The sequence below is a fragment of the Oerskovia douganii genome, assembly GCF_015142735.1.
Lineage (GTDB): Bacteria > Actinomycetota > Actinomycetes > Actinomycetales > Cellulomonadaceae > Oerskovia > Oerskovia douganii.
Window position 1 is genome coordinate 46,373 of sequence record NZ_JACSPN010000023.1, and the last position, 18,573, is coordinate 64,945.

Below are 18,573 nucleotides of genomic sequence, written 5' to 3' on the forward strand. Positions count from 1 at the left end.
CCCGCGCGACCCGCGTGGCCCCGCGCCACCACCGCTGAACGAGCACCACCCGACCGACAGCACCACCCGCACCACCCAGCACCGGAGGAACGACCATGCGGTACGTGACCGAGCTCCCGTCCGAGACCACGGTCGAGGACCACTGGATACCCCTCGCCGACGGCACGCGCCTCGCGGCGAGGGTCTGGCGACCGGTCGACCCCACGCCGGTCCCCGCGATCCTGGAGTACCTGCCCTACCGGCTGTCCGACTGGACCGCGCCGCGCGACGCGCAGCGCCACCCGTACTACGCGGGCCACGGGTACGCGTCGGTGCGCGTCGACATCCGCGGCAGCGGGAACTCGGACGGGCACCAGGACGACGAGTACTCCCCGACCGAGCTCGCCGACGGCGTCGCGGTCGTCGAGTGGCTCGCCGCGCAGGAGTGGTGCAGCGGCAAGGTCGGGATGTTCGGCATCTCGTGGGGAGGGTTCAACGCCCTGCAGGTCGCGGCCCTCGCACCCGAGGCGCTCGCGGCGATCGTCACGGTCTGCTCGACCGACGACCGCTACGACAACGACGTGCACTACACGGGCGGGTCGGTCCTCGCGGTCGACATGCACGCGTGGGCGGCGACCATGCTCGCGTTCTGCTCCCGGCCACCGGACCCCGCCGTCGTGGGCGACCGGTGGAAGGAGCAGTGGCTCGACCGCCTCGAGCACACCGAGCCGTTCGTCCACACCTGGCTCGACCACCAGACGCGCGACGACTACTGGCGCCACGGCAGCGTCATCGAGGACTACTCGGCGATCAAGGCCGCGGTCCTGGCGGTCGGCGGGTGGAACGACCCCTACCGCGACACGGTCCTGCGGCTCGTCGCCGCGGGGGAGGACCCGGCGGACCAGGGATCGAGCGACGGCTCGGCGAACGCCCGCCGGACCCTGGGCGGCCCGGTCCGGGGCATCGTCGGGCCGTGGTCGCACCAGTACCCCGACCGCGGCCTGCCGCCCGGCCCGTCGATCGGGTTCCTCCAGGAGACGCTGCGCTGGTGGGACCAGTTCCTCAAGGGCCAGGACACGGGCGCCCTCGACGAGCCGGCGCTGCGCGCCTGGATCACGGAGTCCGTGCCACCCGCGACGGTCTACGACGAGCTGCCCGGACGCTGGGTCGGCGAGGAGCGCTGGCCCTCCCCGCACGTGCGCCCCACGGTCCTCCCGCTCGCGGGAGCGCCCGGCGGCACGGACGACGTCGACGACGCAGCGGTCGCGACCGTGCTGCGCACGACCGCCCCGCTCGTCAACCGCCTGCCCGCCCACCCGGGCCCGGCGGGCGGTGAGCCGACCGCCCCGGCCGACGTGCCGCCGTCGTGCCTCGTGGCCTCTCCCCAGCACACCGGGATCGACGCGGGGCGCTTCTTCCCGTTCGGGAACGACGCGGACCTGCCGCCCGACCAGCGCGAGGAGGACGGGCGGTCCGTGTGCTTCGACTCGGCCGCGCTCACGCAGCGGCTCGAGATCCTGGGCCGCGCCCGGGTCCGTCTGCGCCTGACGTGCGCGGGCGAGAAGGGGCAGGTCGTGGCGCGGCTGTGCGACGTGGGCCCTGACGGCTCCTCGACGCTCGTGACCCGTGGCGTGCTCAACCTGTCCGCGCGCGAGGGGCGTGACCGCGTGGTGCCGTGGGAGCCCGGCGCGACGCACGACGTGACGTTCGAGCTCAGCGGGACCGGGTACGCGGTCGCGCCGGGGCACCGGCTCCGGCTCGCGGTCTCCTCGGCGTACTGGCCGTGGGTGTGGCCGCAGCCGGGAGGGGCGGCGCTCGCGGTCGCGCCCGCGGGCAGCTCGCTCGAGCTCCCGGTGCACGACGGCGCAGCGCCCGGTGGGCACCCCGTCGTCACCTTCGAGGAGCCCGAGCAGGCGCCCCCGCTCGGTGTCGTCTACCCGGAGGCCGCGGACCAGCGGCCCGAGCGGCGCGTGGTGCGCGACGTCGCGGCGGACGAGTGGCTCCTGGAGGTCGACCCGAGGTACGGCGGGACGCGCATCTACCCCGACGGCCTCGAGTTCACCGAGGACGCCCTCGAGCGTTACTGGATAGGGCGCGACCCGCTCAGCGCGCGCACGCGCTCGGACTGGAGCGTGCGGTTGCGTCGGCCAGGGGCCACGCCGGCCGACCTCGCGTGGGACGCGAGCATCGTGACGCGCTCGGAGATCTCGTGCGACGCCGAGCACTTCCACACCGACGACGAGGTCGTGGCGCGTGACGGTGAGACCGTGGTGTTCGAGCGCAGGTGGCGGCGCAGCATCCGGCGCACGGCAGGCTGACCTGCCGACCCGAGGGTGCCGAACCCGAGGTCGGTCAGGCAACCCGGAAGACGTGCCTGACCGACCTCGGGTTCGGCACCCCGGTGGCGAGGCGGATCCCCGTCCCGACGTGCCGCAGGCGCTGCTCCCGGTCCGTGGGGCGCCGGCTCACTCCTCGGCCGACGAACGGGCGCGGAGCCGTTCGAGGGCTGCGTCGAGGGCCGCACGGGTGGCTGCGCCGTCGAGCCCCGTCTGCTGCGCGACCAGGGCGAGGGCGTCGGCCGCGGACGTGACGTCGTCGGGTCCGACGACGGCGCGCTCGGGACCCAGGACGATCGTGCCGTGCCGGCCCAGGGTCTCGACGAGGCCGTCGCGCGCGAGCGCGTCGTAGGCCTTGTTGACCGTCCCGCGGGCCAGGTCGAGGTCGGTCGCGAGATCACGGATCGTGGGGAGGCGCGTGCCCGGACGGAGCTGCCCCGACGCGATGAGCCGGCTCACCTGGGCGCGGATCTGCTCGAAGACCGGGACGGGGGACCGGGGGTCGACCTGGACGATCATCGAGCGCCGCCGGCCCCCGTGCCCGACGGGACCGCCCGGGCCGGGCGGAGGATCACGGACCAGGGCCGCTGGGGTGACGCCCGGTGCACCAGCACGAACGACGCGACGAGCAGGGCGAGCGAGCAGAGCGTCTGGGCGAGCGCGAGGGGTGGCGAGGACGCCGGGACCGAGGCGATCGCCTGGCTGACCGTGAGCGTCGCGACCCCCGCCTCGAGCCACGCGAGCGACCTGGCGGCGAAGGACCGGATGCGGTGGTCGACGGTCGCGGCCTCGGGGGACAGGACGGGCCGCCGCCGCGACCGGACGACCGACTGGGTCCACTCGGCGACCGCGGCGACGGCGGTCCCGGTGAGCGCGACGAGCAGCGGGGCGACGTGCCCGGCCCCTGCGGCGACCGCGCCGAGGAGCAGCGACCCGGCGAGGAGTGCGCGAGCGACGACGACGGTCCGTCCGCGCTCGAGCGACGGGCGCGGGGCGAGCGAGGCGGTGCGGAGCGAGGGTTCGCCGTCCGTGGCGCGGGGGCGCGCGAGCCGGTACGTCTCGGCCGACAGGGACCCCACGAGGACGCCGGCCAGGCCGCAGAAGAGCACGGTCGCGAGCGAGACCTCCATGTTCCAGCGGAGCCCGAGGAGGATGCCGAGCGTCGTCCCGAGCAGCCCGCCGACCATCCGGTGCTGGCGGTGCCGGGTGAGATAGCGGCGGTAGACGTCGGCCTGGGCGGCGGGGACGTCGGGGGTCCCTGCGATCCATCGGACGTCGCCCGCGCTGACGCGGCGGTTCGCGTTGAGGGCCACGAGGAGCAGCACCACGAGGCCGGCGAGAAGGAGGGGAGGGACGAGTCGCACGAGCACTACCTTTCTGGCTCTGGCCTATTGGCCCATTGGCACAGTACATTGTGCCAATGTCGTCCACAAGCCTCCTGACGAGCGACCCGTCGCTCACGGCCCTCACCCCGCGCCCCACCCGCGGACGCAGCCTGCTCCTGGTGGTCGTCGCCGCCGTCCTCCTGGTCGGGGCCTGGTTCTCCTCCAGCCTGCTGCGACCCGGTCCGGACCTCGGGGCGGGCTCCGGCGGGACGGTGGCGGTCGTCCCGCAGGGCGAGGCCGTCCTGAGGATCGTCGACTTCTCGGTGGTCGCGCCGGTCGGGGGGACGGTGGTCGGGATCGGTGACGTCCCGGGGGCGACGGTCCTGGACGCATGGCTCTTCCAGCCACCGGTCGAGATGCCGGCGCTGCGCACGGAGACCCTCGCGCAGCAGTCCGTCGACGAGGTCCTCGCCGACGCCTACGCCCCCGGCGTGCTCGACGACGCCGCGCTCCCGCAACGGATCACGAGCGGCCCGGTGCAGGTCGTCGTGCTGTGGAAGATCACGGACTGCGGAGCGCTCGACGAGTGGGACGAACCGTCGATGACGGTGACGAACGTCCTCGGCATGAGCTTCGAGCGGCCGTTCCCGGAGTTCACCGGACCGGCGCTGGACGTGGGGACGGGCTCGCTGGCGGACGGCATCTGCCCACCCCCCGAGGGGTGACGGAGAGGTGCCGAACCCGACGTCGGTCAGGCAACCCGGGTGAGTCGCCTGACCGACGTCGGGTTCGACACCCGGACGTGACCGCTCAGCGCGGCGTCACGGCACCGCTGAAGTGACGCTTCCCGGAACGTCCGTGCCACCCCACGTACGCGAACCCGCCCGGGTGGGGTGCGCCGTCGGGCACGCGCGTGATGGCGACCTGGACCGTGCCCGGCAGCAGCACGGGCTTCTCGAACTCGACCGTCCAGTCGTAGGCGTCGCCGCGCGCGGCACCGACCTCGGCCAGCGCGCGGGCGGCCGTGTACATGCCGTGCGCGATGGTCCGCGGGAAGCCGAACGCCTTGGCTCCCAGGACCGAGGTGTGGATGGGGTTCCGGTCGCCCGAGATCGCGCCGTACGCGCGCCCGGTCCCGCTGCCGAGCTCCCAGCGCGCCGTCGGGAGCGGCGGCACGAACTCCTCGCGCGGCGCCTCCTCGATCCGCCGAGAGGGCGGCTCGTCCGGCGGCAGCCCGAACCCCTTGGCCAGGTACGTCGAGACGCCGCGGTACGCGAGCTCGCCGCCCGTGCTCACCTCGGTCACGAGGTCCACCTGGACCCCGCGCCGGTGCGCGCGCAGGTGCTCGGCGGACGCCCGCACCTCGAGCACGTCGCCCACCCCCACGGGCCGGTGCACCGAGACCGCGTTCGACACGTGCACCAGCCCCAGCAGGGGCAGCGGGAAGTCGCCGCGCACCATGAGCGCGGTCGCGAGCGGGAACGCGAGGACGTGCAGGTACCCCGCGGGCAGCGTGTCGCACACGCGCTCGCCGATGAGCCGCTGGTACGCGGTCAGGTGCTCGGTCACGCCCGACGTCGGGACGTCGTCGACGCGGTAGACGACGTCGGGCAGGACGAGGTCGCGCGGCCCGGGCAGGACGCGCCCCACGGGGGAGCGCGTCACGGCGATCCGGCCCGACGACGCCACGCCCTTCGCGTACAGGCCGCCGAGCCCCGGCAGCGAGGGCAGCGTGACGAGGCGGGGGTTGCGGGAGGCGTGCGAGGTGGCCGTCACGCGCCCACCAGGCTCTGGCCGCACACGCGCAGCACCTGACCGTTGACGCCCGACGCGGCCGGGGACGCGAGGAACGCGACGGCCTCCGCGACGTCGATCGGCAGCCCGCCCTGCTGGAGCGAGGACACGCGCCGCGCCATCTCGCGCTGGACGAGCGGGATCGAGGCCGTCATGTCGGTCTCGATGAACCCGGGCGCGACCGCGTTGGCTGAGCCGCCGAGCGGGGCCAGGAGGCGTGCCGTCGCACGCGTGTGGCCGATCACCCCGGCCTTGGAGGCGCCGTAGTTCGTCTGTCCGCGGTTTCCCGCGATGCCGCTCGTGGAGGCGAGCGAGACGATGTGCGGGGCCTCGGAGAATCCGTTCGCACCCAGCAGGTAGTCGTTGATCCGCAGCTGCGAGAGCAGGTTGACCGCGATGACGGCGTCCCACTTGTCGGGCGACATGTTGGCGAGCAGCTTGTCGCGCAGGATCCCGGCGTTGTGGACCAGGACGTGCAGGCCGCCGTGGCGGGTTCGTGCGTGCTCGAGGATGCGGGCGCCCGCGTCCTCGGCGGTCACGTCGAGCTGCAGGGCCGTGCCCTTGATCTCGTTCGCGACCTTCGCGAGGGACTCGCCCGCCGCGGGGACGTCGACCACGACGACCGTCGCGCCGTCGCGCGCCAGGGTCCGGGCGATGGCCGCCCCGATCCCGCGGGCCGCGCCCGTCACGACCGCGACCCGGCCCGCGAGGGGGCGGTCCCAGTCGGGCGTGACGTCGTTGCTGGTCGGGCCCACGTGCAGGAGCTGTCCGTCGACGAACGCCGAGCTGCCCGACAGGAAGAACCGGAGCGTCGCCAGGGCCGACGTCGAGTCGGGCGCCGCACCGTCCGTGAGCTGGATGCCGTTGGCCGTGGCACCCGCGCGCAGCTCCTTCGCGAGCGAGCGCAGGAACCCGTCGACCCCCTGACGGGTCGCCGCGAGCAGGGGCGTGTCGTCGTCGGCCGGCGCACGCGAGACGGTCACGACGCGTCCACCCGGCGCGAGGCGGCGCAGGTTCGCGCCGAGCTCGAGCACGGGGGCCGAGAAGTCCGCTGGGCTCGTGGCGCCGGTCAGGACCACGACGACGGCCCCCCAGCGGGTCTCCCCGGCGTCGGCGTTCTGCCGCACGTCGAGGTCCCACCCCAGCAGGGCCTGCGCGACGGCGTTCGTGTCGGCGGCGGAGCCGGGCTCGCCGATCACGAGGACCGGGCCGGGGGCGAGCGGGTCGCCCGGGCGGTAGCGGCGCAGGACCGCGGGCCGGGGCAGGCCGAGCTTCTTGGCGAGCGTCTTGGTGAAGCCGGAGTTCACGGCGGACAGGTACTTGTCGGTCATGGTGGGCTCCCTCAGCTCTCGGTGGTGGTCGCGGCGGTCGTCGCCGACGGTGCGGTCGGGACGTCTGCGCTCTCGAGGATCGCGGCGAGGCCCAGGCCACCGGCCGCGCAGATCGAGATGAGCGCCCGGGCAGGGCGACCGGTCTCGGAAGCCCTCTGCGCGACGAGCTTCGCGGCCGTGGCGACGATGCGCCCTCCCGTGGCGGCGAACGGGTGCCCTGCGGCGAGCGACGAGCCGTTGACGTTGAGGCGCGAGCGGTCGATCGAGCCGAACGCGCCGTCCAGGCCGAGCTCGGTGCGGCAGTAGTCGTCGTCCTCCCACGCGGCGAGCGTCGTCAGGACGGTCGACGCGAAGGCCTCGTGGATCTCGTAGAAGTCGAAGTCCTCGAGCGTCAGACCGTTGCGGGCCAGCAGGCGGGGGACCGCGTGGGCCGGGGCCATGAGCAGGCCCTCGTGGCCGTGCACGAAGTCGACCGCGGCGGACTCGGCGTCGACCACGCGGGCGAGGACGGGCAGGTCGTGCTCGGCGGCCCACTCGCGCGACCCGAGCAGGACCACGGAGGCGCCGTCGGTCAGGGGGGTCGAGTTGCCGGCGGTCATGGTGGGGCCGGGGGCCCCGCTGCCCGCGGCCGCCCCGTGCACGGGTGCGCTGGGCGTGAGGTGCGTGCCGAACACCGGCTTGAGGGACGCGAGCTTCTCGGCCGAGGAGTCGGCGCGCATGTTCTGGTCCTGCGTGAGGCCGCGGAACGGCGTGACCAGGTCGTCGAAGAACCCGGCCTTCCAGGCGGCGGAGAGATTGAGGTGGCTGTTCAGGGCGACCTCGTCCTGCGCCTCGCGGCCGACACCCCACTCGGCGGTCGTGATGGCCTGGTGCTCACCCATCGACAGGCCCGTGCGCGGCTCGCCCGTGCTCGGGGTGGACGGGGCCAGGTCGCCGGGGCGGATCGACGCGAGGGCCTTGAGCCGTGCACCCAGGCTCTTGGCGTGGCTCGCCTTGAGCAGCGCCTTGCGCAGCCCTTCGCTCACGGCGATGGGAGCGTCCGAGACGGTGTCGGATCCGCCCGCGACCCCCGACTCGATCTGCCCGAGGCGGATCTTGTTGGACACCGTCACGACGGCCTCGAGGCCCGTGGCGCACGCCTGCTGGAGGTCGAACGCTGGGGTCTGCGGCGAGAGCGACGAGCCCAGGACGGACTCGCGGACCAGGTTGAAGTCGCGCGAGTGCTTGAGCACCGCGCCGCCGACGACCTCGCCGAGGCGTTCGCCCTGGAGGCCGTAGCGTGCGACGAGCCCCTCGAGGGCGGCCGTGAACATGTCCTGGTTGCTGGCCCCCGTGTACTTGCCGCCCGCGCGGGCGAACGGGATGCGGTTGCCGCCCAGGACGTACGCGTCACGGGGGGCGGGAGAGCTCGTCGGCGTGCGCTCCGGTCGCGTGACGGGCTGCTCGTCGGCCGTGGGAGTGGTGGTCTGGGGTGCCTTGGGGATGGCCACTTCGCCTGCTCTCTCTCGCTTCGTTGCTGAGGGTGGGGGACCGCGGGCGCGATCCGCGCGGTGTCCAAGACCCACAGTACCTGATACTCTCGGTACCGTGAGGTGGGTCACATGCCTCACCTCGCTGCGCCCGACGGTTCCCGCCACGGGAGGGCGCCGCCCGCCGGGCCACTCGCGGCCCGCCGGACGGAAGACCGAGGGACGACACCGACGTCGGGCACCACTGGAGGACTGTGTGATCAACGGCGACACGACCGGACGACCCGGACGACCCCGCACCACCGTGCTCCCGCGCGACACCGCACGCACCCCGCGCACCGCACCGCCCCCGCCCGTGACCGACGGCCGCTCCACGCGCTGGGACGACCACCGCGCGATCCGCCGCGCCGAGCTCGTGCACGCGGCCCGCAAGGCCGTCCACAAGGGCGGCCCCGGGGTGTCCATGGACGAGATCGCTGCCGCGTCGGGCACGTCGAAGTCGATCATCTACCGCTACTTCGAGGACAAGACCGGGCTGCAGATCGCGATCGGTGCCTCGGTCGTCGGACAGATGCACGACGCCCTGACCCAGGCCGCCGAGTCCGCGGAGACCCCCCGCCGGGCGCTGCGCGCCATGGTCGGCGTCTACCTCGAGATGATCGCGAGCTCGCCCAACGTCTACTACTTCGTGACCCGGACGGGGGCGATCGCCGGGACCGACGGCACGTCCCGCACCGCCTCCGCACCGCTCGCCGCGTTCCTCGACTCCGTGACCGAGCTCGTCGCCCAGCCCTTCACGCGTGCGACCGACGTGAGCCCCGCCGACGCCGCCGCGTGGGCCGCGGGCGCCGTCGGGTTCGTGCGCGGGGCCGGCGAGTGGTGGCTCGGGAACCACGACGCCCCCGACGCCCCCGACCGCGACGAGCTCACCGAGCGGGTCGCCGCCTGGCTGTGGGGCGGCCCGGTCGGCGTCATGGCCCGCACCCGCGCACCCGGGACGGCCGACACCGCGCCCTCGGCCGCCCCAGGCGACCCGGCCGCCCCAGGCGACCCGGTCGGTGCGACCGCCCCGCCTCCCGACGACCTCTGAACCTCTCTCATGGCTACCACCGGCACACAGGAGTCCCGATGACCACCACCTCTGACCGCACCGCCGCCACCCCCACCCGGGGCGACGGCGCAGCCACCTCCACCTCGATCCCCGCCGCAGGCGTCACACCCTCGATGCCCGCGGGCGAGGTCCGGATCGACGTGGCCGACCTCTCGCACCAGCTCCTGGGCCGGTGGGCGGACCTGCGCGCCAAGGCGCGCGCGACCGCGGGCGAGGAGCGCTTCCACCGCATCGAGGGGCTCTCGCTCACCGAGCACCGCGAGCGGGTCATGGACCAGGTCAAGCAGCTCGTGGACATCGGGCAGGTGTGGCGCGGGTTCCCCACGCGCCTCGGGGGGCAGGACGACGCCGGCGGCAACCTCGCCGGGTTCGAGGAGCTCGTCGCCGCCGACCCCTCGCTCCAGATCAAGGCCGGGGTCCAGTGGGGCCTGTTCGCGTCAGCGATCCTGCACCTCGGCACGCCCGAGCAGCAGGACCGCCTGCTCCCGGGCGCCATGGACGCCTCGGTGCCCGGCGCGTTCGCCATGACGGAGACTGGCCACGGCTCGGACGTCGCCTCGATCGCGACGACCGCGACCTACGACGCCGCGACGCAGGAGTTCGTCATCCACACCCCGTTCCGCGGGGCGTGGAAGGACTACCTCGGCAACGCGGCCGTCAACGGCACGGCCGCGGTCGTGTTCGCGCAGCTCGTGACCAACGGCGTCAACCACGGCGTCCACGCGTTCTACACGCCCATCCGCGAGACCACGCCCGACGGCGCCGCGGGGGCCTTCCTCCCCGGCGTCGGCGGGGAGGACGACGGGCTCAAGGGCGGGCTCAACGGGATCGACAACGGTCGCCTCCACTTCACGGACGTCCGCGTCCCGCGCGAGAACCTCCTGGCCCGCTACGGCCAGGTCGCGGAGGACGGCACGTACACCTCGCCCATCGACAGCCCCGGACGCCGCTTCTTCACCATGCTCGGCTCCCTGGTCCAGGGCCGCGTCTCGCTCGACGGCGCCGCGATCACGGCGTCCAAGCTGGGGCTCGCGGCCGCGGTGACCTACGGCAACCAGCGGCGCCAGTTCAACGGCGCCTCGGCGGTCGACGAGGTCGTGATCCTCGACTACGGCACGCACCAGCGCCGCCTCATCCCCCGTATCGCGCAGACGTACGCCATGCACTTCGCGCACGACCGGCTGCTCGACCTGTTCGACTCGGTGTTCTCGGGCGCGAACGACACCCCCGCGTCGCGCGAGGACCTCGAGACCATGGCGGCCTCGCTCAAGCCCATGAGCACCTGGTTCGCGCTCGACACCCTCCAGGAGGCTCGGGAGGCGTGCGGCGGCGCCGGGTTCCTCACCGAGAACCGGCTCACGAGCCTGCGCGCCGACCTCGACGTCTACGTGACGTTCGAGGGCGACAACACGGTCCTGCTCCAGCTCGTCGCCAAGCGGCTCCTGGCCGACTACGGCAAGGAGTTCAAGGGCATCACGCCGGGGCAGATGGCCCGGTTCGTGGTCGAGCAGGCCGCCGACGCCGCACTGCACCGCACGCCTCTCAAGCGCGCCGCGCAGACCATCGCCGACGTGGGCGACCCGCGCCGCGCCGTCGGGCACCTCAAGGACGTCGGGAACCAGCGCGACCTGCTGACCGACCGCGTCGAGACCATGGTCGCCGAGGTCGCCTCGGCCCTGCGCCCGGCCCAGAAGGCCACGCCCGAGAAGGCTGCCGAGCTGTTCAACCAGCACCAGCACGAGCTCATCGAGATGGCGAAGGCGCACGCCGACCTGCTGCACTGGGAGGCGTTCACCCAGGCCCTCGACACGATCGAGGACGCGGGCACGCGGCAGGTCCTCACGTGGGTGCGCGACCTGTTCGGGCTCACGACCATCGAGCGCAACCTCGCCTGGTACCTGATCAACGGGCGCCTGTCGGCGCAGCGCGCACGCACCGTGACCGGGTACGTCGACCGTCTCGTCGCCCGCCTGCGCCCGCACGCCCAGGACCTCGTCGACGCCTTCGGCTACGGCCCCGAGCACCTGCGCGTGAAGATCGCGTCGGGCGCCGAGCAGGAGCGTCAGGACGAGGCCCGCGAATACTACCGGCAGCTGCGGGCCAGCGGGGACGAGCCCGTGAGCGAGAAGGCGATCAAGGCCCGCGAGAAGGCCGCGGCCAAGGCGGCGTCCACGCCGAGGCGCTGACGCCCTGCGGTCCTCGTCCGGCTGCCGAGCACGAGGTTGAGGTCGTCATCCCACCTGCTACGACCTCAGTCCCGTGCTCGACCGCACGGAACCCCGTGCTCGATCGGCACAGGGAGCCGCACGAACGACCTCGGACCGACGGCGGAGCGGTACCGCCACCGAGGGAACCCGCGACCCGCCGGCCGACCGAACGCCCACCCGCCGTCAGGTCGGCCGGCGGGTCCCGGCGTCTGCCCGTGCCCGACGGCGGGTCCCCGCCATTCCTTTTGACCTGGCCTCGGGGAGTCCGTCAGGCTGCACCGATGGCTCCCGATCCCTCTACGGCTCCCTCGACCGACACCCCCCACCCGAACCTCCCCGGTACCGGCGCCCCGACGCGTGCCGAGCTCTGGCCGCCGTCCGGGCTGCGCGTCGTCTCGGGTGACCTGGAGCTGCGCCACCTCGACGAGGACCTCCTGTTCCAGCTCGCGGCGCTCGGCGGCGAGGGCATCCACGACGAGGACTTCATGCCCTTCACGTTCCCGTGGTCGCGCGGTTCGGCGGTCGAGGTCGGCCGCCGGATCCTGGCCTACCAGTGGGGCGCGGCCTCGCGCATCACCCCGGAGTCCTGGGCGATCGAGCTCGCGGTGGTCCGCGGCGGCGAGGTGCTGGGGGTGCAGAGCCTCACGGCGTCGGACTTCCCGGTGACGCGGACCGCGGAGTCGGGCTCGTGGCTGGGACGTCGCCACCAGGGGCGCGGTGTCGGCACGCTCGCGCGGCTCATGGTCCTCGACCTGCTCTTCGAGGGGTTCGGCGCCCGGACGGCCACGACGTCGGCGTGGGCGGACAACGGCCCGTCGATCGCAGTCACGCGCAAGATCGGGTACCGCCCCAACGGCACGGCGACGCTCGCGCGCGAGGGCAAGCCCGCGGGCGACGTCCGGTTCCGCCTCGACCGCGAGGACTGGGACGCCCGCGCGGAGGCGCTGCCGCCCGAGGTGACGCTCCACGGCGTCGGGCCGGTCCGGGAGATGCTGGGCCTCGACTGAGCGGCGGCGGGGCTCGCGGTGGGCGACGTCCCGGTCCCGGCACGCGGGAAGGCCCGGGACGTCGTCGGCCGCCCGCCGTGTCAGCGGGCGACCAGCCCCGCGAGGACCGAGCGCGCCTCGGCCTCGAACCCCGGGTCGTCGTGCGCGACCGACCACGCGATGATCGCGAGCGTCGAGAGCGCGACGTACGCGCGCAGCACGAGGCGATCCTCGTCGTCGGGCACGCGGCCGTAGCCCTCGAAGAACGCCGCCTCGAGGTCGGGGCGACCCCGCCACTCGCGCATCGTGAGCTTCTGCAGGTCCACGGCCCACGGTGACGGTTCCGCGTGCGCGAAGTCGATCACGCGCACGCGGCCCGCGGCCCACGTCGCCCAGGTTGGAGAGGTCGGATGAACGCCCGTGGTTGCGCCATGGTTCGCCGTCATCCCGCTAGGTTTGCGGGTGACGAGAGGGGGAACCAGATGGCCATCAGCGACGAGGAACGTGCGCTGCGGGAGAACGACGTGCGCCAGGCCCGGGCGAGCACCGAGCTCGAGGGCGGGCGCACAAGTGACGAGGCACGCGCGATCCAGGACGCGTACGCGCGCGGCGAGATCGACCACGACGAGCTCATGAGGCGCACGCGCGCCTACCTCAACCTGCCCGAGAAGAGCTGAGCGTGGCGAACCCCTGGGAGACCGGCAGCGAGTTCGACCGGTTCCGCGGATACCTCCAGGCCGACGGCCAGACCCTGCGCAACAAGCTGGGCGCGACCAACCCCCACGACCTGCGCCGAGCAGAGGACGCCTTCGTTGAGGCCCGCGCACTCTCCCTGCGCCAGGCCGGCATCCCCGCGACGTACGACCTCGCGGGACTCCAGGCCATCCACCGGCACCTGTTCCAGGACGTCTACGAGTGGGCCGGCCAGCTACGCACGACCGAGATCCGCAAGGGCAGGGCTGGGCACGTGCTCGAGGGCAAGTCGGGTTTCTTCACCCCGCGGGCCCAGATCGCCGACAGCGTGCGCGAGGTCGCCGAGGTGCTGCGCGAGACCGACAACCTGCGCCGGATCCCGCAGGAGAAGGTGCCGACCGTCCTGGCAGGCGTGTATGACGTCGTGAACCAGGTGCACCCCTTTCGGGAGGGCAACGGCCGCACGCAGCGCGAGTTCGTGCGGGCCCTGGCCCGCGAGTCCGGCCACGACATCGACTGGCACAGAGTCACCCGCGCGGCGCCCGGCATCGCCTCCGAGAACGACCGCGCCAGCGAAGCTGCCCGCGCCGGGGACCCGAAGGCGCTGCGCGAGATGTTCTCGCGCATCGTCACCCGCCCCACCGCGTTCGACCAGCACACCGGCGACGCCCTGCGCCTGGCCCAGACGATCCGCCTGGCCCAGGCCTCCCGCCCCACCCCCGGCCGCGTGAGCCCACCAGGGCCCGCGCGCGGCCAAGGGGCCCGGCCCCGGCCGGCCTACGGCACCACGTACGGGACACCGGGCCACGAGCGGTGAGGCGCACTGCCAGCGTCCTGGCCGCGCTGGTGCTCTTGTCCGGGTGCGGGGCGCCGACCAGCACTGTGACCATCGGCGAGCAGACCTTCACCGTCGAGGTCGCGCGCACACCCGACGCCCAGCGCGCCGGGCTCAGTGACCGCGACGACGTGCCCGCCGGCACCGGGATGCTGTTCCCGTTCGACGAGCCCGGACCCCGCGAGGTCTGGATGGCCCGCACCAGGGTCCCGCTCGACATCGCCTGGATCCTCGACAGCCAGCTCGTCGCGGTCGAGACCCTGCCGCCATGCGAGCTCGACGTCGTGACCGACTGCCCGACGTACGCCTCACCCGGCGACGTCGACACGTTGCTCGAGGTCCCGGCCGGTGCCCTTGGGAAGGTCGAGGTCGGCGAGACCGTGCAGGTACTGACCCAGTGATATAAGATGCCTAATATAGAAGAGGAGGTGGTGAGGGATGTCGACTATCGACTCGCCCACCATGGAAGAGCTGCGGCGTCTGCGAAGCCGGCGATCGGTGACGGACCTGTCCTACCAGCGGGTCTTGCGCGCGCTGGCGGGGGAGATGACGCAGAGCGAGATCGCGGCTCAGCTGCACGTCACCCAGTCCGCGGTGAGCCAGGCTCTGAAGACGGCCAGGAACGTGGAAGAGGTTCGGCCGGGGTTCTCGGGTGCGAGCCCGTATGAGATCGCTCAGCGGTACGCCGCGGGCGAGCTTGACCGCGAGCGTGCGCTGGATGAGCTCGTGCGGTGGCCGTACGACGCGATCGCGCGCAGCGACGGGTACGACGCCCTGATTGTCGACGAGCCCGCGACACACACGCTCGAGGAGGTTGTGCGCGCCTACCGCGAGGGCCTGATTGACCAGGACATGTATGTCGCAGTGGGACGGGCGCTCCGGAGCAGCTCGGCGTAGCCAACAGGCTCGAGGTCCTGGCCCGGTGACGTCATGAGGACATCCTGCCCGAAGCCGCCTCGCCTCAGCGTTGACGGGGCGTCCGAACTTCGACGTCCGTGTAGGGAGCAGGGGCCGGCCCCGCCTCCCGTGGTGATGGGACCCCCTGACCCGCCCAAGATGCTGGTGTGAGATCAGGGGCCCCATCGTCGTCTGTGGCGAAAGACGTTTTCCGACGATCACGCAGACACTTGTAATATGTGACCACGGAGAAACTCTGCCGTCTTTTTAACCCGAACCCAACTGCCTACCGTGAATTGGAAGCGGGCGATCGTCGTGCCCGACTTTACCTCAAGCATTGCAAAGGTCGCACTCTCCATTCCCCAGTTCAGGTATCCATAATAGGGCACAGTGGAGATATCTACTTTGCATTCCGTGGCATCGAATGTGCGAGTGTGCCACCAGCCTCGAAATGCAACACCGCTGTCCGTCAGATAGATTCCAGTTCGCCATCCCGCCGCGAGCACCACCCCGCCGAGTATGGCGAGTCCAATCCAGTACCCTTCGCTTGAATCTTCGAACAGGAATCCTCCCAATCCGAGAAGGATAGGCACCGTCCCGACGAGCGTTGCGAAGATATGGTTGAGAGTGCACGCGCCAGCGACGCGAGATTCTCGGCGATTCGTCATCTGGAGAACCTCCTGTTTGTATAGTCGGAGGCGACGACGCCACCGAAGTAGCTTCCAAAGCGGACGGTCCGATCGTAGCGTCGGCGGTCCGCGCGGTAGACAGTTCCGTGACGTGAAGCTCCTCGGACCCATCGTGCCCTATTGGCAACCCCTACCGCTCGAACCGCTTTTCCGGCGACACCTCCAGTCGCCGCGGAAAAGAGTTCAATCGCGGCTTCTCTGCCCCTGCCTTGCCTGGCATAAGCGGCCGCATATAAGCCTGAGCATGCCGACGCCACAAACCCCCATGTGAATCCACACGCGTCCTTTATCCTCTTGCCCCATTTGCTGTTCGTCAGCCACCTGGACGACTTGCCGGTTGCCTTCCATAGGCTTTTGCCAGCCTTTTTAATCTTCTTCCAGAATTTCCCGTCAAGGTCCTGCTTGTTAACTGGGTCTTGTGGGTAGGTGTAGGCAGTGGTGTTTCCGTCGGGGACGGGGTCAACGCTGGTGAAGAGGCCAGTGGTGGGGTTGTAGAGGCGGGCGCCCATGAGGGTGAGGCCGGTGGTGTCTTGGGCGCGTTCTTTGGCACCGAGCCAGCCGTAGGTGAGGGCGCCGGTTTGGGTGGGGGTGGTGATGGGGTTGCCGTACTCGTCCCATGTGCCGAGAGCGCCGAGCTGCAGGGGCTGGTCGATCGCAGGCAGGGTGATGGTGGTGGCGATGGAGCCGATGGGGTCGATGAGGGACAGGGCGGCGGTGGTCCCGGTGATCTCGAGGCCGAGGTCGCCGGCGATGGAGGCCCCGTACCAGGTTGTGACGGGGTCGCCGGTGCCGGTGGTTTTGGTGGCGTATCCGGGGTTGTCGCTGGTGTCGGTGTAGTGACGGACCACGCTGGTCGTGTCGCTTCCGTTCACCGTGGTGACGGTGTGGCGGCGTCCTGTGGGGTCGAGAGCGTAGGTGGTGGTGGTGTCGTTCTGGGTGAGGGTGTGGGCGGCGTCGGTGTCGTAGTACCCGATCGTCAGGTCACCGGCCTCGGCCCCGGCGGGGGTGTCAACACCGGGCACGGTGGTTTGGCGTCCGAGGGGGTCGTAGGTGTAGGTCCCGGTGATATTCGTGCCAGTTTGGACGCGGTCGGCGCCGTCGTAGTTCCACGCCTTGTCGAGGTTCGTGACCGGGCCGCTGGTGCAGTCGGTGTCGTGGGTGGTCGCGTTCTGGGTGAGACGGTTGCCGCGCTGGTCGAACCCGTAGGTGCGGGTGGTGCACGTCTCGCCGGTGGTGTCCGCGACGGTGGTGAGGCGTTCGCCCTTGTCGTAGGTGAAGGTCTGGGTGCGGGTGATCCCGGTGTCCCCGGTCCCCGCGGTCGAGGTGAGGGTGGTGGTGCGGCCCAGGACGTCGGACTCGATGGACCAGGCGAGCAGGTCTTGCTCCGGGTCGCCGGGCAGGGGTGCGCCGGTGTAGGTGAGTTCGGTGAGCTCGCCGGCGCGGTCGTAGGTGATGTGCTGGGTGACGCGCCCGCCGAGCAGCGACTGGGTGGTCATGGCGCCGGTCGCGTCGTAGGTAGCGGTGAATTGCCCCGTGCCGGGGATCTTGACCGAGGTGGTGTACCCGCGGTGTTCGCCCTCGGCGTCGTACCCGTACTCAACGGTCCGGACTGGGTCTGTGACCTTCGCGACGCGCCCGGCGGTGTCGTATGCGGTTGTCGTGACGGCGCCGTCGGAGTCGGTGTAGCTGGTCGCCCGACCCCAGGCGTCATAGGCAGTGGAGGTGCGCCCGGTCTCCGCGCCCGCGGTGTTGAGGGTGACGGTCGCGGTGGCCTGTCCGGTGGTGGGGTCGTAGTCGGTGCGTGTGGCGGGCACGGGCGTGGACCCGGCTACACCTGTGGCCACGGTCGCGACATGGACGGTGCGCCCGGCCACGTCGTACGTCGTGGTCGTAGTCCGCGACGTTGCCCCGAGGGTCTCCACGGACTCGCGGGAGGCGAGGTAGTAGGAGTACTTCGTCGTGGTCTCGACCGGGAGTGTCGGGGTCGTCTCACCGGTGCGGGTGGAGCAAGCGAGCCCGGCCCATTCGGGCTTGTTCCCGCAAGTAGCGAAGACCCCGGTCTGGGCGGTGGCGGTGTAGTAGCCGTTGAGGGTGGTGGCCGCGTCGGTGCCGGTCGCCCCGGGCTTGCGGGTCTCGACGGCCTTGCCCTCGGCGTCGTACCGGGTGGTGGTGACGATGTTCTGGGCGGGGTCGTCCATCACCGTGGTCGACGTGGTGGCCTGCCCGAGGAACCAGCCCGAGGTCGGGTCGGTGTGCGCGAGCCCGGGCGTGTCGTACCCGGACAGGGCCTGGGACACGACGGGTTCACCGGTCGCGACCGGAACAGTCGTCTCGCTGGAGCCGGTGAGAGCGTCGGCCTCGGTCACAGTGACCGTGGTGGGCAGACGGTAAGCGATCCCGGTCTTGGGGTTGACACCCTGGTTGGGGGCGCCCTGGTCGTAGTCGGTGTGGGTGTGCTTGCGCACGAGCCCGTTGTTCGTCTCGCGGGCGGGTTCCCACACGTCGGTGACCAGGGTCCCGGCCGGGGTGAGGACGGTCCCGGCGGCGATGGTGCCGCCGTCGTGGGAGATCGCGGCCGTGGCCTTGATGTCGGGGTTATAGCGGGTGATGGTGGCGTAGGAGTCGATGACCTCGGTCGCCAGTTGACCTTGATCGGCGGTCAGCGCACGCAGCTGGACGGTGGCCTTCTGGTCGAGCTCGTGCACGGTGCGCCCGCCGGTGTCGTACCGGGTTGCGGTGACCTGCCAGTCCCCGGCGCCGAACGCGGCGGTGTTGACCACCCGGCCTTCGTTGTCGGTGTACTGCAGGTCCGCGTACGGCCAGTCCCCGGCCCCCACATCGCCAGGGGCGGATCCACCTACCTGCTGTCGATCGGCGGAGAACACTGCCGCCCCATAGCTCGGGGGCACCTCTTGTCCCCA

17 protein-coding genes are annotated in these 18,573 nt (G+C 72.1%); 9 read left to right on the forward strand and 8 right to left on the reverse strand.

Annotation, left to right across the window (positions count from 1 at the left end; genetic code table 11):
- The first annotated feature begins 95 nt into the window (after positions 1–95).
- Positions 96–2,297 (forward strand): CocE/NonD family hydrolase, encoded by a 2,202-nt coding sequence (locus tag H9623_RS15530; RefSeq protein WP_193720922.1) that lies wholly within the window; start codon positions 96–98, stop codon positions 2,295–2,297.
- A gap of 147 nt (positions 2,298–2,444) precedes the next feature.
- On the opposite strand, the gene H9623_RS15535 is transcribed toward H9623_RS15530, so the two are convergent.
- On the reverse strand, positions 2,445–2,834 hold the full coding sequence (locus H9623_RS15535) for a GntR family transcriptional regulator (protein WP_193720923.1): 390 nt from the start codon (positions 2,832–2,834) through the stop codon (positions 2,445–2,447).
- Entirely contained in the window at positions 2,831–3,679 is an 849-nt protein-coding gene (locus H9623_RS15540) for a hypothetical protein (protein WP_193720924.1), read from the reverse strand. The genes H9623_RS15535 and H9623_RS15540 overlap by 4 nt, the downstream gene beginning before the upstream one ends.
- Positions 3,680–3,735: 56 nt before the next feature.
- Here H9623_RS15540 and H9623_RS15545 point away from each other — a divergent pair, with 56 nt between their 5' ends.
- On the forward strand, positions 3,736–4,365 hold the full coding sequence (locus H9623_RS15545; RefSeq protein ID WP_193720925.1) for a hypothetical protein: 630 nt from the start codon (positions 3,736–3,738) through the stop codon (positions 4,363–4,365).
- 85 nt (positions 4,366–4,450) lie between these two features.
- Here the strand turns inward: H9623_RS15545 and H9623_RS15550 are convergent, their stop codons facing one another.
- The 3 genes from H9623_RS15550 to H9623_RS15560 are packed head-to-tail and all read right to left on the reverse strand — an operon-like array spanning position 4,451 to position 8,255.
- Positions 4,451–5,416, reverse strand: coding sequence for a MaoC/PaaZ C-terminal domain-containing protein (locus tag H9623_RS15550; protein WP_193720926.1), 966 nt, complete (start codon positions 5,414–5,416; stop codon positions 4,451–4,453).
- Entirely contained in the window at positions 5,413–6,765 is a 1,353-nt protein-coding gene (locus H9623_RS15555) for a 3-oxoacyl-ACP reductase (RefSeq protein ID WP_193720927.1), read from the reverse strand. The genes H9623_RS15550 and H9623_RS15555 overlap by 4 nt, the downstream gene beginning before the upstream one ends.
- Positions 6,766–6,776: 11 nt before the next feature.
- On the reverse strand, positions 6,777–8,255 hold the full coding sequence (locus H9623_RS15560) for an acetyl-CoA C-acetyltransferase (RefSeq protein WP_407671941.1): 1,479 nt from the start codon (positions 8,253–8,255) through the stop codon (positions 6,777–6,779).
- Positions 8,256–8,490: 235 nt separating this feature from the next.
- Here H9623_RS15560 and H9623_RS15565 point away from each other — a divergent pair, with 235 nt between their 5' ends.
- The 3 genes from H9623_RS15565 (at position 8,491) to H9623_RS15575 (ending at position 12,559) form a co-directional block, all read left to right on the forward strand.
- On the forward strand, positions 8,491–9,324 hold the full coding sequence (locus H9623_RS15565) for a TetR/AcrR family transcriptional regulator (protein ID WP_321575478.1): 834 nt from the start codon (positions 8,491–8,493) through the stop codon (positions 9,322–9,324).
- Between the two features lie 38 nt (positions 9,325–9,362).
- On the forward strand, positions 9,363–11,531 hold the full coding sequence (locus tag H9623_RS15570; RefSeq protein WP_193720929.1) for an acyl-CoA dehydrogenase family protein: 2,169 nt from the start codon (positions 9,363–9,365) through the stop codon (positions 11,529–11,531).
- A gap of 302 nt (positions 11,532–11,833) precedes the next feature.
- Entirely contained in the window at positions 11,834–12,559 is a 726-nt protein-coding gene (locus H9623_RS15575) for a GNAT family N-acetyltransferase (RefSeq protein ID WP_193720930.1), read from the forward strand.
- A gap of 80 nt (positions 12,560–12,639) precedes the next feature.
- Here H9623_RS15575 and H9623_RS15580 read toward each other — a convergent pair whose 3' ends face one another.
- Positions 12,640–12,984 (reverse strand): aminoglycoside phosphotransferase/kinase family protein, encoded by a 345-nt coding sequence (locus H9623_RS15580; protein WP_193720931.1) that lies wholly within the window; start codon positions 12,982–12,984, stop codon positions 12,640–12,642.
- 36 nt (positions 12,985–13,020) lie between these two features.
- Between H9623_RS15580 and H9623_RS15585 the strand changes: the two genes are divergently transcribed.
- The 4 genes from H9623_RS15585 to H9623_RS15600 are packed head-to-tail and all read left to right on the forward strand — an operon-like array spanning position 13,021 to position 14,963.
- Positions 13,021–13,215: an antitoxin VbhA family protein gene (locus H9623_RS15585; protein WP_193720932.1), complete on the forward strand. Its 195-nt coding sequence runs from the start codon at positions 13,021–13,023 to the stop codon at positions 13,213–13,215.
- A 2-nt stretch (positions 13,216–13,217) separates the two neighbouring features.
- The gene (locus H9623_RS15590; RefSeq protein WP_193720933.1) at positions 13,218–14,048 is read left to right on the forward strand and encodes a Fic/DOC family protein; all 831 of its coding nucleotides are present in this window, start codon (positions 13,218–13,220) and stop codon (positions 14,046–14,048) included.
- A complete protein-coding gene (locus H9623_RS15595; protein ID WP_193720934.1) occupies positions 14,045–14,467 on the forward strand; it encodes a DUF192 domain-containing protein in 423 nt (140 codons plus the stop codon). The genes H9623_RS15590 and H9623_RS15595 overlap by 4 nt, the downstream gene beginning before the upstream one ends.
- Positions 14,468–14,504: 37 nt before the next feature.
- Complete coding sequence (locus H9623_RS15600; RefSeq protein WP_193720935.1) at positions 14,505–14,963, forward strand: sigma factor-like helix-turn-helix DNA-binding protein; 459 nt, start codon at positions 14,505–14,507, stop codon at positions 14,961–14,963.
- 218 nt (positions 14,964–15,181) lie between these two features.
- Here H9623_RS15600 and H9623_RS15605 read toward each other — a convergent pair whose 3' ends face one another.
- Both H9623_RS15605 and H9623_RS19855 read right to left on the reverse strand, forming a co-directional pair.
- Positions 15,182–15,631: a hypothetical protein gene (locus tag H9623_RS15605; RefSeq protein ID WP_193720936.1), complete on the reverse strand. Its 450-nt coding sequence runs from the start codon at positions 15,629–15,631 to the stop codon at positions 15,182–15,184.
- Positions 15,628–18,537 (reverse strand): RHS repeat domain-containing protein, encoded by a 2,910-nt coding sequence (locus tag H9623_RS19855; protein ID WP_193720937.1) that lies wholly within the window; start codon positions 18,535–18,537, stop codon positions 15,628–15,630. The genes H9623_RS15605 and H9623_RS19855 overlap by 4 nt, the downstream gene beginning before the upstream one ends.
- Positions 18,538–18,573 lie beyond the last annotated feature (36 nt).

Bases quoted from the DNA above. Each gene is read 5' to 3' on its own strand.
- H9623_RS15545 (WP_193720925.1), top strand. From the start codon at position 3,736: ATGTCGTCCACAAGCCTCCTGACGAGCGACCCGTCGCTCACGGCCCTC.
- H9623_RS15580 (WP_193720931.1), bottom strand. From the start codon at position 12,984: ATGACGGCGAACCATGGCGCAACCACGGGCGTTCATCCGACCTCTCCA.
- H9623_RS15570 (WP_193720929.1), top strand. From the start codon at position 9,363: ATGACCACCACCTCTGACCGCACCGCCGCCACCCCCACCCGGGGCGAC.
- H9623_RS15585 (WP_193720932.1), top strand. From the start codon at position 13,021: ATGGCCATCAGCGACGAGGAACGTGCGCTGCGGGAGAACGACGTGCGC.
- H9623_RS15605 (WP_193720936.1), bottom strand. From the start codon at position 15,631: ATGACGAATCGCCGAGAATCTCGCGTCGCTGGCGCGTGCACTCTCAAC.
- H9623_RS15530 (WP_193720922.1), top strand. From the start codon at position 96: ATGCGGTACGTGACCGAGCTCCCGTCCGAGACCACGGTCGAGGACCAC.
- H9623_RS15535 (WP_193720923.1), bottom strand. From the start codon at position 2,834: ATGATCGTCCAGGTCGACCCCCGGTCCCCCGTCCCGGTCTTCGAGCAG.
- H9623_RS15575 (WP_193720930.1), top strand. From the start codon at position 11,834: ATGGCTCCCGATCCCTCTACGGCTCCCTCGACCGACACCCCCCACCCG.
- H9623_RS15555 (WP_193720927.1), bottom strand. From the start codon at position 6,765: ATGACCGACAAGTACCTGTCCGCCGTGAACTCCGGCTTCACCAAGACG.
- H9623_RS15600 (WP_193720935.1), top strand. From the start codon at position 14,505: ATGTCGACTATCGACTCGCCCACCATGGAAGAGCTGCGGCGTCTGCGA.